Annotated in this window: 15 protein-coding genes; 8 read left to right on the forward strand and 7 right to left on the reverse strand. The window is 35.0% G+C overall.

The features are described from left to right. Positions 1–74 precede the first annotated feature (74 nt). The 4 genes from HH304_RS01585 to HH304_RS01600 all read left to right on the forward strand — a co-directional run bounded on the left by HH304_RS01585 (position 75) and on the right by HH304_RS01600 (position 4001). Complete coding sequence (locus tag HH304_RS01585) at positions 75–674, forward strand: RNA polymerase sigma factor (protein WP_169677687.1); 600 nt, start codon at positions 75–77, stop codon at positions 672–674. After that, positions 649–885: a hypothetical protein gene (locus HH304_RS01590; RefSeq protein WP_169677688.1), complete on the forward strand. Its 237-nt coding sequence runs from the start codon at positions 649–651 to the stop codon at positions 883–885. The genes HH304_RS01585 and HH304_RS01590 overlap by 26 nt, the downstream gene beginning before the upstream one ends. A gap of 62 nt (positions 886–947) precedes the next feature. After that, on the forward strand, positions 948–2789 hold the full coding sequence (gene asnB, locus HH304_RS01595) for an asparagine synthase (glutamine-hydrolyzing) (RefSeq protein ID WP_169677689.1): 1842 nt from the start codon (positions 948–950) through the stop codon (positions 2787–2789). Positions 2790–2792: 3 nt separating this feature from the next. After that, positions 2793–4001, forward strand: a complete 1209-nt coding sequence (locus HH304_RS01600) for a glycosyltransferase family 4 protein (protein ID WP_169677690.1) — start codon at positions 2793–2795, stop codon at positions 3999–4001. On the opposite strand, the gene gldB is transcribed toward HH304_RS01600, so the two are convergent. The 4 genes from gldB to HH304_RS01620 form a co-directional block, all read right to left on the reverse strand. After that, on the reverse strand, positions 4002–4958 hold the full coding sequence (gldB, locus tag HH304_RS01605; protein WP_271711462.1) for a gliding motility lipoprotein GldB: 957 nt from the start codon (positions 4956–4958) through the stop codon (positions 4002–4004). A gap of 85 nt (positions 4959–5043) precedes the next feature. Beyond that, positions 5044–6600, reverse strand: a complete 1557-nt coding sequence (locus tag HH304_RS01610) for an Rne/Rng family ribonuclease (protein ID WP_169677692.1) — start codon at positions 6598–6600, stop codon at positions 5044–5046. A 208-nt stretch (positions 6601–6808) separates the two neighbouring features. Continuing rightward, entirely contained in the window at positions 6809–7642 is an 834-nt protein-coding gene (locus HH304_RS01615; RefSeq protein ID WP_169677693.1) for a tetratricopeptide repeat protein, read from the reverse strand. 79 nt (positions 7643–7721) lie between these two features. Beyond that, the gene (locus HH304_RS01620; RefSeq protein ID WP_169677694.1) at positions 7722–8024 is read right to left on the reverse strand and encodes an HU family DNA-binding protein; all 303 of its coding nucleotides are present in this window, start codon (positions 8022–8024) and stop codon (positions 7722–7724) included. Between the two features lie 152 nt (positions 8025–8176). On the opposite strand from HH304_RS01620, the gene mutY reads away from it, so the two are divergent. From mutY to gldD, 4 genes are read left to right on the forward strand one after another with little or no spacing between them, the layout of a single operon-like run. Further along, on the forward strand, positions 8177–9229 hold the full coding sequence (mutY, locus tag HH304_RS01625; protein ID WP_169677695.1) for an A/G-specific adenine glycosylase: 1053 nt from the start codon (positions 8177–8179) through the stop codon (positions 9227–9229). Positions 9230–9267: 38 nt separating this feature from the next. Continuing rightward, positions 9268–9744, forward strand: a complete 477-nt coding sequence (locus tag HH304_RS01630) for a single-stranded DNA-binding protein (RefSeq protein WP_169677696.1) — start codon at positions 9268–9270, stop codon at positions 9742–9744. 23 nt (positions 9745–9767) lie between these two features. After that, on the forward strand, positions 9768–11126 hold the full coding sequence (gene gldE / locus HH304_RS01635; RefSeq protein ID WP_169677697.1) for a gliding motility-associated protein GldE: 1359 nt from the start codon (positions 9768–9770) through the stop codon (positions 11124–11126). Beyond that, a complete protein-coding gene (gldD, locus tag HH304_RS01640) occupies positions 11126–11710 on the forward strand; it encodes a gliding motility lipoprotein GldD (protein ID WP_169677698.1) in 585 nt (194 codons plus the stop codon). The genes gldE and gldD overlap by 1 nt, the downstream gene beginning before the upstream one ends. A gap of 10 nt (positions 11711–11720) precedes the next feature. Here the strand turns inward: gldD and HH304_RS01645 are convergent, their stop codons facing one another. From HH304_RS01645 to HH304_RS01655, 3 genes are read right to left on the reverse strand one after another with little or no spacing between them, the layout of a single operon-like run. Then, the gene (locus HH304_RS01645) at positions 11721–12311 is read right to left on the reverse strand and encodes a DUF1684 domain-containing protein (protein WP_169677699.1); all 591 of its coding nucleotides are present in this window, start codon (positions 12309–12311) and stop codon (positions 11721–11723) included. Beyond that, entirely contained in the window at positions 12308–13513 is a 1206-nt protein-coding gene (locus tag HH304_RS01650; RefSeq protein ID WP_169677700.1) for a M20 metallopeptidase family protein, read from the reverse strand. Before HH304_RS01650 ends, HH304_RS01645 begins: the two co-directional genes overlap by 4 nt. 1 nt (position 13514) lies before the next feature. After that, entirely contained in the window at positions 13515–14033 is a 519-nt protein-coding gene (locus HH304_RS01655; protein ID WP_169677701.1) for an SPOR domain-containing protein, read from the reverse strand. Positions 14034–14046: the final 13 nt, after the last annotated feature.

Here is a 14046-nt window from a genome sequence, read left to right on the forward strand (position 1 = left end):
TAAAATTTTTTGTTCAACCTCAAATCCACACAATATGATATAGATCTCTACGTTAACAAAACAGAGACAACCGAATGAACAAAATCAAATTGAATGACAGCCAGCTAGTGTCGCAATACATCAAAGGAAATGAATTTGCCTTTGAGAAGTTGGTTAACAGACACAAGAACAAGATCTTTACTAAGATATACTTGATAGTGAGAGATAAATATGTGGCTGAAGATTTATTGCAAGAGACCTTTATAAAAGCGGTCAATACAATTAAGGCGGGAAAGTATAATGAAGAAGGAAAGTTTCTTCCATGGATAATGAGAATAGCAAATAATATGGCTATTGATCATTTCAGGAGGGAGAAAAGATACCCTACCATTGTTATGGAAGACGGTAGTCCGTTATTAAACAACATTAAATTTTCTGAGGAGTCTTTTGAAGTAGGACGGGAAAGGAAAGAAACGCATAAGCTTGTCAGAACACTGATCAAAGAATTGCCAGAGTCTCAAAAACAAGTGCTGATTATGAGGCATTACATGAAAATGAGCTTTCAGGAAATCGCTGATGCCACCGGAGTAAGTATAAATACTGCTCTAGGAAGAATGCGATACGCCTTGATCAATATGAAAAAGAAAATGGACAAACTAAGTATAGCCTATGATAAAAACCTTTACCCCGGATGACGTAATTAAGTACGTTTATAAAGAATGCAATCAGGAGGAGCAGAAAGACATTGAAGAAGCCATGCTCAGCGATGAAAAGTTAAAAGAAACTTATCAGTATATTATTAATCTTAAGGATGATCTCGACAAAGCCGAGATGTCTCCCTCAAACAAAACCATTAATAACATATTAGAATATTCAAAAAATTACAAAGCAAATAAAGGGTCCTGAAAAGGACCTTTTTTTATTTCATAGCAGGCCCAAAAAACTATAATGGTTTATATTGCCAGAATATGTGTGGCATCCATTTGATCGTTGATAAAAAAGAGCTTTTAAGTGATACTGCATCCATTAAATCAATGGTTTCAGCAGGAATTCACCGTGGTCCGGATAACAGATCTTCTGTCTGGGTCAGAAATAGAGAAATACAATATTTTTTAGGCGCAAACAGGTTGAAAATCAGAGATCAATCTGATCTGGCAAATCAACCTTTTAAAAGTGAGGACGAACAGTATTTTCTATTATTTAATGGAGAAATTTATAATTATGCCGAACTGAAAAATGAGCTAATTTCCAAGGGTTATCAGTTTCGCACCAGTAGTGATACCGAAGTTTTGTTTTATTTATTAAAAGAAGAAAGTGAAGTTGGCTTAGGGAAACTTCAGGGAATGTTTAGTATAATTTTTCTGGATAGAAGTGCAAATACTGTATTGATTGCCAGAGATAAACATGGGATTAAACCATTATTTTATTCTCAAAATGAAAATTTTTTTGTTGCCTCTTCTGAATCAAAACCAATTTTCAAATCAAATCTTATAGCTAAAGAATTAATTCCTTCAGAGATTGACCTTCTTTTAAGATATAAACACTCTTTTGGGCGGAATACAATCTTTAAGAATTTGTTTAGTGTTTCTCCTGGGAAATTTATTAAGCTTGAAAATGGAATTGTCACTAAAGATGAGTTCATAATTGAAAGAACAACTACCAAAGAAAATGAATTGAACGTTAAAGCAATCGAGCAATTATTAGTGGATAGCTTATATAATCAACTTAGTGATAGTGTTCCCTATGGTTTGTTTTTAAGTGGAGGGCTTGATTCGTCTTTGTTATTGGCCCTTAACAGGAAGTATGAAATTAATTACCTACAGACTTTCAGTATAATTGATAAGACGAAAGTTCAAGGAGGTCTCAATGATAGTCGTCTTTCAAGGTTGGCTGCTAAGCTTTATGGATATGATCATCATGAAATTCATTTTACTGATCAGCCTGATGAAGAGGATATACATAATTATATCGCCTATCTAGATCAGCCTGTCCTCGATAGTGGGTCGTACATGAATTATATTCTTACTAAAGAAGCTTCAAAATTTGTTAAGGTTGTTTTGAGTGGTGCAGGAGCAGATGAGTACTGGTATGGATATCCACGGTATCAGGTTTACAGACAGATGTTAAAAAATCCTTTAGTAGCGAGAGGAATAAAGGAATTACTCAGGTTTGCCAGGTTTTCAGGGTTGTCAAAGGTAGACCCCGTAACAGACAGAAGATTTAAACGGGTTATTGATACAGTTGAAGGAAGTAAAGAATTATCATGGAATAACCTACTTCAAGTTCCATTATTGCAACATAATGAGCTTCCTTCTGTGGTTCGTAAATTCATTGAAGAGCATGAAGAAATGATAATACCACAGCTATGGGACCAAAAAAATTATCTTGTAAATGATGTTTTGCTACAAAGTGATCAAATGACTATGTCTCAAAGCATCGAAATGAGACTTCCTTATCTTGATGATGATTTAGTTAAAGCAGCTTCTAGATTACAAAGTTCTTTTCACGATTCAGGTCGTTCAAAACCAATATTGTCAGAAATATTTATGAATATTGAAGGGTCAACTCCATTTGTTAAACGAACAAAGGAAGGAATGGGACTTCCTTTTTATTCTTGGATAAACTCTAATTACATTCAAGATAGAATTGAAAAGTTAATAAATAAGAAGGATTCATTAATTCATGAGACTGACTCTTATAGAAGGTTGGTAAACCGTAAAAATTTTCGCAAAGAGTTAACTGATCAGGCAAATGGTAGTGCTGTTTGGAGTTTAGTGGCTCTTGATCTTTGGCTGGAGCACAATTTATAGTAAATGAAAATCTTATATCTACATCAATATTTTAAAACACCATCAGAAGGAGGGGCAACCCGTTCATATTATCTTTCTCAGGCTATGAAAAATGCTGGTCATGATGTTACAATCATCACTTCACATAATAGCACCAGAAAAGAAGAAAAGAATGTTGATGGAATAAATGTAATTTACCTTCCAGTCAGATATGATAATTCATTTGGATACCTTAGAAGAGTTTTATCCTTTATTACCTTTTCCAGAAGTGTTTACAGGTTTTTTAAATCTATGAAAAACCAGGAGTTTGATCTTTGTTATGCAACATCAACCCCATTAACAATAGGATGGTCGGCTATCCAGATAAAAGACAAGTTTCAAATACCTTTTATTTTCGAAGTTCGGGATTTATGGCCTGAAGCTCCGATACAATTAGGGGTTATTAAAAATCCATTTTTAAAAATGGGTCTTCGGGCATTTGAGAAATATGTATACGAACAGGCTTTGCAGATTATAGCATTATCTCCTGATATGGTTGCAGAGATTCGTAAAATAGTTCCCTGGAAAGACATTAAAATGATACCTAATTTTAGTGATCCTGATTTTTTTGAAGGTAAGGTGAGACCATTATTTACCAAAGATAACAAGGTTGTAATTTCATACTTTGGAGCTGCCGGTTATGTTAATGGGCTTAACTCCTTGTTAAATTGTGCTGTTGCTATTCAACATGATAATCGTTTTGAGTTTAGAGTAATGGCAGAGGGGGCATATCTTGAAAAATTAAAAAAGGAAGTAAGAAAAAATAGATTGGCCAATGTAAAATTCCTGCCATATGGTAATAAAAGCCAGGTAATATCATTACTTCAAGATAGTTCTTTTTCTTATATATCCTTTTTACCCAAGAAGGTACTGGGGACAAACAGTCCAAATAAATTTTTTGACTCACTTGCTGCTGGTGTCCCTGTTATAGTCAATACAAAAGGGTGGACGCAGGATATTGTTGTAGAATACCATTGTGGGTTTTACCATGATTTTAATGAATCACAATCTTTTACAAAGGCATTGTTAGCATATGTTGATAATCCTGCAACTTATGCTTATGCTTCTGAAAACGCTCTGTTTCTAGCTAAAAATCATTTTCAAAAGGACAGAGTAATCCAAAAGCTTATAGATGATCTTTCAACAATTGAAAATCAAAAACCTGGTAACGAAGGTATAATGAAAAGAGCTTAATTAAGGTTTATAAGCGGCTTTCTGAAAGATTGTTTCGGGCTCACTAATAGCCATTAATTCTTGTAAACTGATATTAGATCTGTCTTTGAATTTATTTACAATCTGCCACCCAAGCCATGAACCAATTCTACCCGGGCAATTATCTCCAATTTCAGGTGTTTTCGGCCTTTCGAAGACATATTTTCTTTTAGACATCGGACTGGTATCATAAAAGAGTTCATTACTAACAAAGTAAGAGTAGATAACATCAGCATTATTATTTGCTGCTTCAAGTTCTTGTTCTGTATACCAGATTATTTTATTATCATCCAGACATGGTATAACTGCATTTACAAAAGCATAGGATTTGCCATAGAAGATCATGTCTGCCAGTAATGACTTGTCATTAAGATTTACTTCATTGAACTTATTTGATATCAACAATGCAATTTTAGGAACAATATATTCAGGAGTATAATGTTCAAGAATATACTGAGGTTGCTGAGGGTGATATTTCCCTTCCTTCCCTAGAAAGTAATCAAGACCTATAACAATTACACTATCTGTAACATACAGATCTCTTAAGATTCCTGTTGTAACAGTTTGAATTTTTGGGATTTTATATTCCGGATAATAGTACTTAATGTGTTTGAATAAGCTTTCTAGCTCGGTTTCTAGCTTAGAGATTTTTTCTTCATTAAAAACTTTTTTTGTTTCAGACTGAAGAGAGTCAAATCCAGGATCAGTAATTAGCTGATGGAACATTCCAACTACCATATTTGGATCAGGGTAATTTTGAGGTTCCAGAAATCCTGCGAGAAAGCCCTGGTTTTGCCTCAGGAAATTGGCAGTTTCCTGAATTGTGCTAATAGAGTTTAATTCAAGATCAAGCCTTTCAATGGTTATATCAGCATTTACCGCCTTTATTTCTGTTGTGATTTCACATTGTTGATCGCTTCCACATGATGATAGGATCAAAAGCGAAAGGATTAAGGAGTATGATAAATATTTCAATATTGTCATATTACAAAAATAAAAAAAGCCCCCTCAAAGAGGGGACTTTTTATCCTATTAATTCGATTTCTTCGCCGGCTTTGTTATGAAAGCCGAAATCTGTTATTGCCTTTGATGAGTCTATTTCGATTTTGACCCACTTGTGATATTTAAAAAACCATTTTACACGTTTAGAGAACATACCTTTTGTAAAGTATGCGTGTAAAAATGGATGTAAACTAATTGTTACACCATGTTGGTTTTGATTTTTTAATACATGTTCAAGATTTCGTTCAATCTTGTCTGCGATCAGAATGGTTGATTCTACCTTTCCGGTTCCACCACAGGAAGGGCATACTTCCTTAGTGACGATATTGAGTTCGGGTCTTACCCTTTGTCGGGTAATTTCCATTAAACCGAACTTACTTAGTGGAAGTACAGTATGTTTGGCTCTGTCTTCCTTCATTTCTTCTTTCATTGCCTTGTAAAGCTGACGTTTGTTGTCCGGGTTTCGCATATCGATAAAATCGATAACGATTATTCCACCCATATCACGTAGTCTAAGCTGTCGGGCAATTTCTTTAGCGGCCATCAGGTTAACATTAAGAGCTGTTGCTTCCTGATCGGATTCCGCATTGGATTTGTTTCCACTGTTCACATCGATAACATGCAGCGCTTCTGTATGCTCGATGATCAGGTACCCTCCTCCTTTAAGACTTACTGATTGTCCAAAAAGAGACTTCAGTTGTTTTTCAATGCCATATTGTTCAAAGATCTTTTTTTTCTCAGCGACTTTCTTAAGGATCTTCTCCTTATCCGGAGCGATCGTTTTGATATAGTCCTTTATTTCGCTGTGAATTTCAGAATCATCGACAGTAATAGAGTCAAATGATTCATTCAGCATGTCTCTAAGTATTGAGGAGGCTCGTCCCATTTCGCCGATCACCTTATCTCTAGGCTTGGCTTTTTTGAGATTTCGCACACCATCCTCCCATTTATTAAGGAGGTTTCTAAGGTCATTATCTAATTCTGCTACGTCTTTTCCTTCAGCTACAGTTCTAATTATTACTCCAAAATTATCCGGTTTTATCGAATTGATAAGCCTAAGAAGCCTTTTGCGTTCTTCGCTTTTAACGATTTTTTTGGAAATATTAACCGTATTTGAAAAAGGTACCAATACGAGATAACGACCAGCAATTGATAACTCACAGGATAGTCGTGGCCCTTTGGTAGAGATCGGTTCTTTAACGACCTGAACAAGAATCTGTTGATTTTTGCTCAGAACTTCATTGATCTTACCAAACTTATTTATTTCCGGTTCCATATTAAAACCGGTAAGTTTTGCAGAAGTGTTCTTCTTGTTTTGAGCCTGTTTTGTAAACTTATTTAAACTGGTAACCCTCGGACCTAGGTCGAGGTAGTGTAAAAACGCATCTTTTTCATATCCAATATCAATGAAAGCTGCATTTAACCCTTGTACCACTTTTTTTACAGAGCCCAGATAAATATCTCCAACGGTAAATATATTACCGTCTTCTTCCTTGTGAAATTCTACAAGTTCTTTATCTTTTAAAAGGGCTATACGACATCCATTCTGAGTAGCATTAATTAATAGTTCGTTACTCAAAATAAATTTGTTTAGGTAAAACGAAACGTTTTATCGTCCGGCCTAAATAAAAATAGAAGAAGTAATCGGGAAATTACTTCTTCTTGTGTCTGTTTTTTCTTAGTCTTTTCTTACGCTTGTGAGTAGCGATCTTATGTCTTTTTCTTTTTTTACCGCAAGGCATAATCTTAATTTTTTGTCCCGATAAATCGGGGGTGAAACATTAATTTTATTGAATTTCTTTGAGATATCCATTAACTGCACTTACAACCTCAGGATTATCTTCAAGTTTTAATACTTTCTCAAAATATTCTTTCGCCTCCTGTTTGTGTCCGTCTTCAAAAAGACTCACACCCAGGTAGAAATTGTATTCTGTGTTTTCTGGCGCAATACCTACAAGTGTTCTGAATCGCTCTTCAGCTTTATGCCATTGCTGTGTTTGCATTGACATCAATCCAAGCTGATAATTGATTGTTTCATTTTTAGGATCTTTTTCAAGTAACCCTCTTAATGAAAGAACTCCCTGCATTGGGTTTGAACCATTGATTGCTATCAATGCATTTTTCACTTCTGCATCAATATAATCAGGATTTTCTTCGAGAACTTTGTCAAAATAGCTTTTGGCCGTCTGCCCAAGCTCCTGTTGTTTCTCCGGATCCATAGCAAATGAAAACGCTTCATAATAAGCTTCTCCAGCTGCAATGTTTGACTCTAAAGTGTTTAACCGGTTAGCAATCAAACCTTTATAATAAGCTGCACTATCATATGCCTGAACACTATAATACAACCCATACAAAGAGTCCGCAAAGTTAACACTTTTTTCTCGATTTTCATCTTTTTCAAGCTGTTGTTTAAAGTATGACAGCTTTTGCTTTTGAGAATCATTGAGTCCAGCATCCTTATGAGCTGAAATGTTTTCACCGTTTTTTCCGGCAGGATTTTGAGTTACTGAAGCATTAACGTTTTGGCTCTCATCATTTTCAACTACTTCACGAGGCATTAAAAATAATGCAACAACTGCTGCAACGATCAAGGCTCCTGAAATTAGTACTTGTTTTTTCATAAGAGATAAACCAAATGTTATTAAGGCTTCTACGGCTTAAAAGGTCAAAGGTTATCGGGAGGAATCCCTCCCGATATTTTTAGTCATTTAATGCTTTTACCTTTTCGCTCGCTTTTACTTTCTCAACAAATGTTTTGGAAGGTTTGAATGATGGCACAAAATGCTCATCAATTACGATCGCCGTGTTCTTAGAAATGTTTCTAGCAATTTTCCTAGCTCTTTTCTTGTTTACAAAACTTCCGAACCCTCGAACGTAGATGTTCTCACCCTCGGCCATTGAATCTTTTACCACACTGAATAAGGCCTCTACAGTGGTTGTTACGTCTTCTTTAGAAATTCCTGTCTTCTCTGCTATTTGAGCAATTACCTCTGCTTTTGTCACTGTTAAACTAATTTGGTTTGAACATTAATTACAAAATGTAACAGTATCTGCTAATTTTGGGGTTGCAAAGTTAATTGCTCAGACAGTAATTAAAAAGCTTTGTAAGTAAAAAGGCATAAAAAAATATTTATAAGTCTCTAAAATAGAATAGGTTGACAGATCAAAATTTTACAGATAAGCTGATAGGCTGGTATAATGAGCATTCCAGGAGCCTTCCTTGGAGGAAAACTAAGGATCCTTACCCTGTATGGTTGTCAGAAGTTATTCTACAACAAACCAGGGTTGAGCAAGGGTTACCATACTATCATAAGTTTATCGATTCTTATCCTAATATTGAAGATTTGGCAGCATCTAGCGAAGAAGAAGTGCTTAGGTTATGGCAGGGCCTTGGCTATTATTCTAGAGGAAGGAATTTATTGAAAGGTGCTCAGCAGATAGTTTACGAAAGAGATGGAGTTTGGCCAGATAATTATAAGGAGCTTCAAAATATTAAGGGTATTGGTAAATATATTGCTGCGGCAATAGCTTCTTTCTGTTTTGGAGAGTATGTTCCAGTAGTTGATGGTAATGTTTACAGGTTTTTATCAAGATATTTTGGGATTTTAGAACCGATAAACACAGGTAAATCTTTTCGTGTATTTTTTGAAGTTGCCGCTGAACTACAAAGCACAGCCAATGATCCAGCTGATTTTAATCAGGCACTAATGGAGTTTGGTGCAATGCATTGCAAACCTCGTAAACCGGACTGTGCGTCATGTGTATTTGAAGCAAAATGTTATGCAAGAGATAAAAATTCTCAAGAATTATTTCCTGTAAAACCAAAAAAGAAAAAATCTGTAACGAGAAATTTTCACTATTTTTTGATTAAAAAAGAAAACAGGTTTCTGGTAAGGAAAAGAGGGGTTAATGATATCTGGCAGGGTTTATATGAGTTTCCATTAATAGAAGGAGAGGAGTTGTCTAACGAAAATCTTCAGACTTTACCTGTTGAAATTGATATGGTGAAAATAAAAAAACTGTATGAAGTAAAACATATTTTATCACATCAGACTATTTTTGCCACCTTTTATGATATCATTCCTGTTAATGATAACGTTGTAAAAGAAGAAAGAGCTGATTATATTGGAGATTGGCTATTGGCAGAAGAGATTGAAGAAAAGCCAAAGCCTATTTTGATAGATAAATTTTTGAACGAATATTTATAAGTAGTATCTTTAAAAATAAACAGAATTAAATAAACATTATGTCAGGAGTAAATAAAGTTATACTTGTTGGAAATCTAGGGAAAGATCCTGAAGTGAGGCATTTGGAAAGTGGACGAGCAGTTGCAAACTTCCCGTTAGCAACTTCCGAAGTATATAAAGATCGAAGAACAAACGAACGTGTTACCAACACTGAATGGCATAATGTAGTTTTGTGGTCACCGCTAGCCGAAATTGCCGAAAGATTTCTTAAGAAAGGAAGTCAGGTATATATTGAAGGTAAGATCACAACACGCTCTTACGATGATAAAGAGGGAATAAAAAGATATATCACTGAAATAGTTGGCAGAGAATTAACATTACTTGGAACCCGTGATGATAACGGTGGTTCAGGAATGGGACAAAGCAACTCTACACAATCTACATCACAAGGATCATCATCTTCTAACTACAGTAATGAAGCTGTAAGTATTGATAATAATGATTCCGGAGATGAAATGGATGATCTGCCGTTCTAATTGTTTAATTAAAAAATACTTAGTTGGAAGCATCCACAGAAGACCCACTACCTAGTTTACTTCTTTTTTTAAGCACTGATCTACCCGGAGCATGGTTTTATATAATCAATGGTCTGGTGATATTGCTTTTGATCTTATTGTCCGGATTAATTTCCGGTTCTGAAGTAGCGTATTTTTCGCTAACTAGAGAAGAAATTGAAAAGTGTCTGACAAGCCAGAATAAAACTGAAAAGTTGATGGGCGAATTGTTAAGCAATCCAAAGAGGTTGCTGGCAACGATCCTGATTACAAATAACCTTGTTAATGTAGGTATTGTTACAGTATCTACTTTTTTAACTTGGGAGATTATCGGATCAACCTCAACAGAAGGTAAAATTGTAACCCTGTTAACTTTTATATCTACATTTATAATAGTATTCTTTGGAGAGGTAATCCCTAAAATTTATGCTAATCAAAAGGGGTTTTCTTTTGCAAAAGGTACTGCCAGGATGCTATCGATTTTTGAAGTTATCTTTTTGCCATTATCATGGCTGCTAACTTCAGTTGATATGTTTCTTGATAAGCGAATCAAGCGAAAAGGGTATGATATTTCGGTTGAAAATATTCAAAAAGCAATTGACCTGACAACAGAAACTGAAGGAACTGAAGAAGAAAAGGACTTATTAAAAGGAATTGCAAAATTCGGTACTTTAACAGTAAAACAGGTTATGAAATCAAGAATGGATATCACTGCGTTTGATATCGAAGATGATTTTCATGAGTTACTTGATCGAATAAATAAGAGCGGGTATTCAAGAGTTCCTGTTTACAGAGATACTATAGATAAAATTGAAGGGATCTTGTATGTTAAAGATCTTATTCCTTTTATAGATGAAAATGAAGAATTCAGATGGCAAAATTTACTTCGGCCTGGGTTTTTTATTCCTGAAAACAAGAAAGTTGAAAGCTTGTTAAGAGATTTTCAGGAAAAGAAGGTTCATATGGCTATCGTAGTGGATGAGTATGGAGGAACTTCTGGTTTAATTACTCTGGAGGATGTTATTGAGGAAATTGTTGGCGAGATAAATGATGAGTTTGATCTTGATGACGATGAAATCCCATATAATAAACTAGATCAAAATACATTCGTATTTGAAGGTAAGACTTCTCTTAATGATGTATGTAAGATAATCGGTGAAGAGAATGGGCGATTTGACGAAGTTAAAGGTGAGAGTGAGTCGCTTGGCGGTTTAATATTAGAACTTTCTTCAAAGCTCCCACGTGTTGGAGAGAAGATTAAATATGAGAACTTTTTATTCACTATTGTTGCTGTTGATGCAAGAAGGATAAAAAGAGTTAGAGTTTTCAGGGCTGCAGGGTCCAACCAACTTACAAATACATAATGAAAAAGATATTCATTGTAACGATAATAGTAATATTGATTACAAGTGCTTGTAACAATGACTTCGTACCTAAACCTAAAGGGTATAATTACATTGTTTTACCTGAACATCAATATGAAAGGATCCCCAATGAATATCCGTATTCTTTTAATAAAAATACTGCTGCCGTAATTAAAAGAGATTCTTCCGGAATAGCGGAGCCATATTGGATCCATTTGTTCTACCCTGATTTAAATGCAGATATTCAAATTACTTATAAAAGAATCAATAACGATTCTACATTACTAAGGGAGTATATTGGTGATGCTTTCAAATTAACTTCTAAACATCAGGTTAAAGCTACAGGCATTAGCGAGGTTATAGATACGCTTGAAACTGGTAAAGTGGCAGTTTATGCACTTATACAAGGTGAAGTTCCAAGTCAAGTGCAGTTTTTTGTTACGGATAGTACAGAAAACTTTTTTCGAGGCGCAATGTATTTCCCTATTGCAACGAAAAGTGATTCATTGAAACCATCAGTTAACTATCTAAAAGAAGATATTAATGTTTTATTAAACTCTCTTGAGTGGAGAGAAGTTGATTAATAACTTAATGTTATTTATTGTAGTTTTTTTCTCCTGCAGTAATAGCCATATCAATAAAACTTTCATTTCCAGGAATAGGGCAAGCATATCCTTCTGAATAAGCACAATATGGGTTATATGCTTTATTAAAGTCTATTTCAACAGAATTAAAATTTTCAGGAATATACAGGTCTAAATATCTTCCGGCACCATAACTTTCTTCCCCTGTTGTTTGATCAAGAAAAGGAACAAATAAGTGCTTTTCATATCCTTTTATTGGCAACATAGATTGGTAAACTGGAAGTGAATATTCAGTTCCTTTTAGTTTAAATACAAGAGTTCCATAAAGCTTGAAGGTTTTTTGAATACCAGAAGATGTATCAAATGTTTTCATCTTCATTCCCGGGTAGATTTCTAATTTTCCGGTTACATTAAAATGGCTATCAACGGGAAAGTAATTCAGGCCTTTAAATGAATCCTTATCCTTAATTGGAGACTGATCACTATTAATAAATTCCTGATGCTTCTCTTCTCTATGATTAATTATTGATTGTTGATAATCCTGTGCTAAAAGTGTAAAATTAAAAATCAGGATTGAAAAGGTTAAAAAATGTTTTATCATAAATTGTTATTCAGTTCTTTCAAAGCTAACCAAGCCATTAGACCCGGGCCAATCTTCAAGGCATTTTCATCAATGTCAAATTTTGGTGTGTGGACACCATTAACAATACCTCTTGCTTCATTTCTGGTTCCCAGTCTGTAAAAACATGCTGGAATTTCATGAGAGTAATAAGAAAAGTCTTCACCGGCAAGCCAAAGATCAAGGTCAACTACATTTTCTTCACCTAGATATTCAATAGCCCAGCCTTTTGCTCTATCTGCTAGTTCAGGATTATTTTTAAGGTGAGGGTAACCTACTTTAATATCAAATTCACAGCTTCCACCCATACTCTCAGCCATGCCCTCAGCCATTTTCTTCATTTTTTGATGAGCATTTTTTCTCCACTCTTCATCAAATGTTCTAAATGTTCCTTCGATATACACTTCATCAGGAATAACATTAGTAGCTCCTTCTGCGATAACTTTTCCAAAAGATAACACTGATGGAATTTTAGGACTTGCAACACGGCTAACAATCTGTTGAAGAGCCACAATTATATGAGAAGCGATAACTACAGGATCGATGTTCATTTCGGGCATTGCACCATGACCTCCTTTACCTTTAACCCTTACATAAATTTCATCAGCACTTGCCATATACATACCAGACCTGAAACCTACTTTGCCGGCTTCAATCAGTGGCATTACATGTTGACCTAAAATTGATGATGGGTTTGGATTTTTAAGCACGCCTTCTTTAATCATTATCGAGGCACCACCAGGAAACTTTTCTTCTCCGGGTTGGAAAATTAATTTTACAGTTCCCTTAAAGTCCTTTTTGATTTCATTCAGGATTTTTGCCGCACCAAGTAGAGAGGATGTATGTACATCATGTCCACAGGCATGCATTACACCTTCGTTGACAGATTTATACTCTACATCATTGGTTTCATTTATAGGAAGGGCGTCCATATCAGCCCGCAGTGCAACAATGGAAGAATCAGGGTCGGTACCTTTAATTAAAGCTACCAGCCCTGTATCTGCCATTTCAGTTATTTCATCAACCCCGATAGACTCCAATTGCTTACGGACATATTCAGAGGTTTTATACTCTTGAAAGGAAAGTTCCGGATGCTTATGTATATGTCTACGATTTGCTAAAACCTCAGAATAAATATTTTCATTTATATCTTTAATCTTAGCTGCGAGGTTGTTTAAATCCATGTTATTTTATTTTGATTCTATGTGGGACAATGATAGCTGTCGGAATAGATTTCTTTAATTGAGCCTCTAGTTCATGAGCCTCCAGCTTTTCATAAAATTCACCAACCAGTACTTTAAAATTAGGCTCATCAAAAATTACTTTAGGAGTGTAGCCTTTAACACTATTATAGACATCCCCCTTCATTTTGTTTGCCTTTTCTCGATCACGACCACTATACACCTGTACTGTGAATCCGTTGATATATTCTGATTTTTTGGTTTCATCAGTGATTGATTCCAGTGTAGAATTAACTTCAGCGGTCACATCATTAGACACCTCTTTATTTGGGTCTACTGAAACAGTATGAGGCGTAGTAATGGTATCAGAAGGCATAGTTACTTCATAACTAGGTCTGGTTTGACTTAAATCATCAGAAACCTTTACTCCTGATCCAGAGCCTGACGTTGCCTTGCTGGTACCGGCACACTGGAAAAATAACACTAAACTAAAAAGTACTGCAATTCTCAAGATCTTTTCCATAATAATTTTAAAC

Origin of the sequence: Marinigracilibium pacificum, assembly GCF_012926615.1 — a bacterium.
Taxonomy (GTDB): Bacteria; Bacteroidota; Bacteroidia; order Cytophagales; family Cyclobacteriaceae; genus Mangrovivirga; species Mangrovivirga pacifica.

Bases quoted from the DNA above. Each gene is read 5' to 3' on its own strand.
- HH304_RS01600 (WP_169677690.1), top strand. From the start codon at position 2,793: ATGAAAATCTTATATCTACATCAATATTTTAAAACACCATCAGAAGGA.
- gldD (WP_169677698.1), top strand. From the start codon at position 11,126: ATGAAAAAGATATTCATTGTAACGATAATAGTAATATTGATTACAAGT.
- HH304_RS01655 (WP_169677701.1), bottom strand. From the start codon at position 14,033: ATGGAAAAGATCTTGAGAATTGCAGTACTTTTTAGTTTAGTGTTATTT.
- HH304_RS01590 (WP_169677688.1), top strand. From the start codon at position 649: ATGATAAAAACCTTTACCCCGGATGACGTAATTAAGTACGTTTATAAA.
- HH304_RS01585 (WP_169677687.1), top strand. From the start codon at position 75: ATGAACAAAATCAAATTGAATGACAGCCAGCTAGTGTCGCAATACATC.
- HH304_RS01645 (WP_169677699.1), bottom strand. From the start codon at position 12,311: ATGATAAAACATTTTTTAACCTTTTCAATCCTGATTTTTAATTTTACA.
- HH304_RS01650 (WP_169677700.1), bottom strand. From the start codon at position 13,513: ATGGATTTAAACAACCTCGCAGCTAAGATTAAAGATATAAATGAAAAT.
- HH304_RS01630 (WP_169677696.1), top strand. From the start codon at position 9,268: ATGTCAGGAGTAAATAAAGTTATACTTGTTGGAAATCTAGGGAAAGAT.
- HH304_RS01615 (WP_169677693.1), bottom strand. From the start codon at position 7,642: ATGAAAAAACAAGTACTAATTTCAGGAGCCTTGATCGTTGCAGCAGTT.
- asnB (WP_169677689.1), top strand. From the start codon at position 948: ATGTGTGGCATCCATTTGATCGTTGATAAAAAAGAGCTTTTAAGTGAT.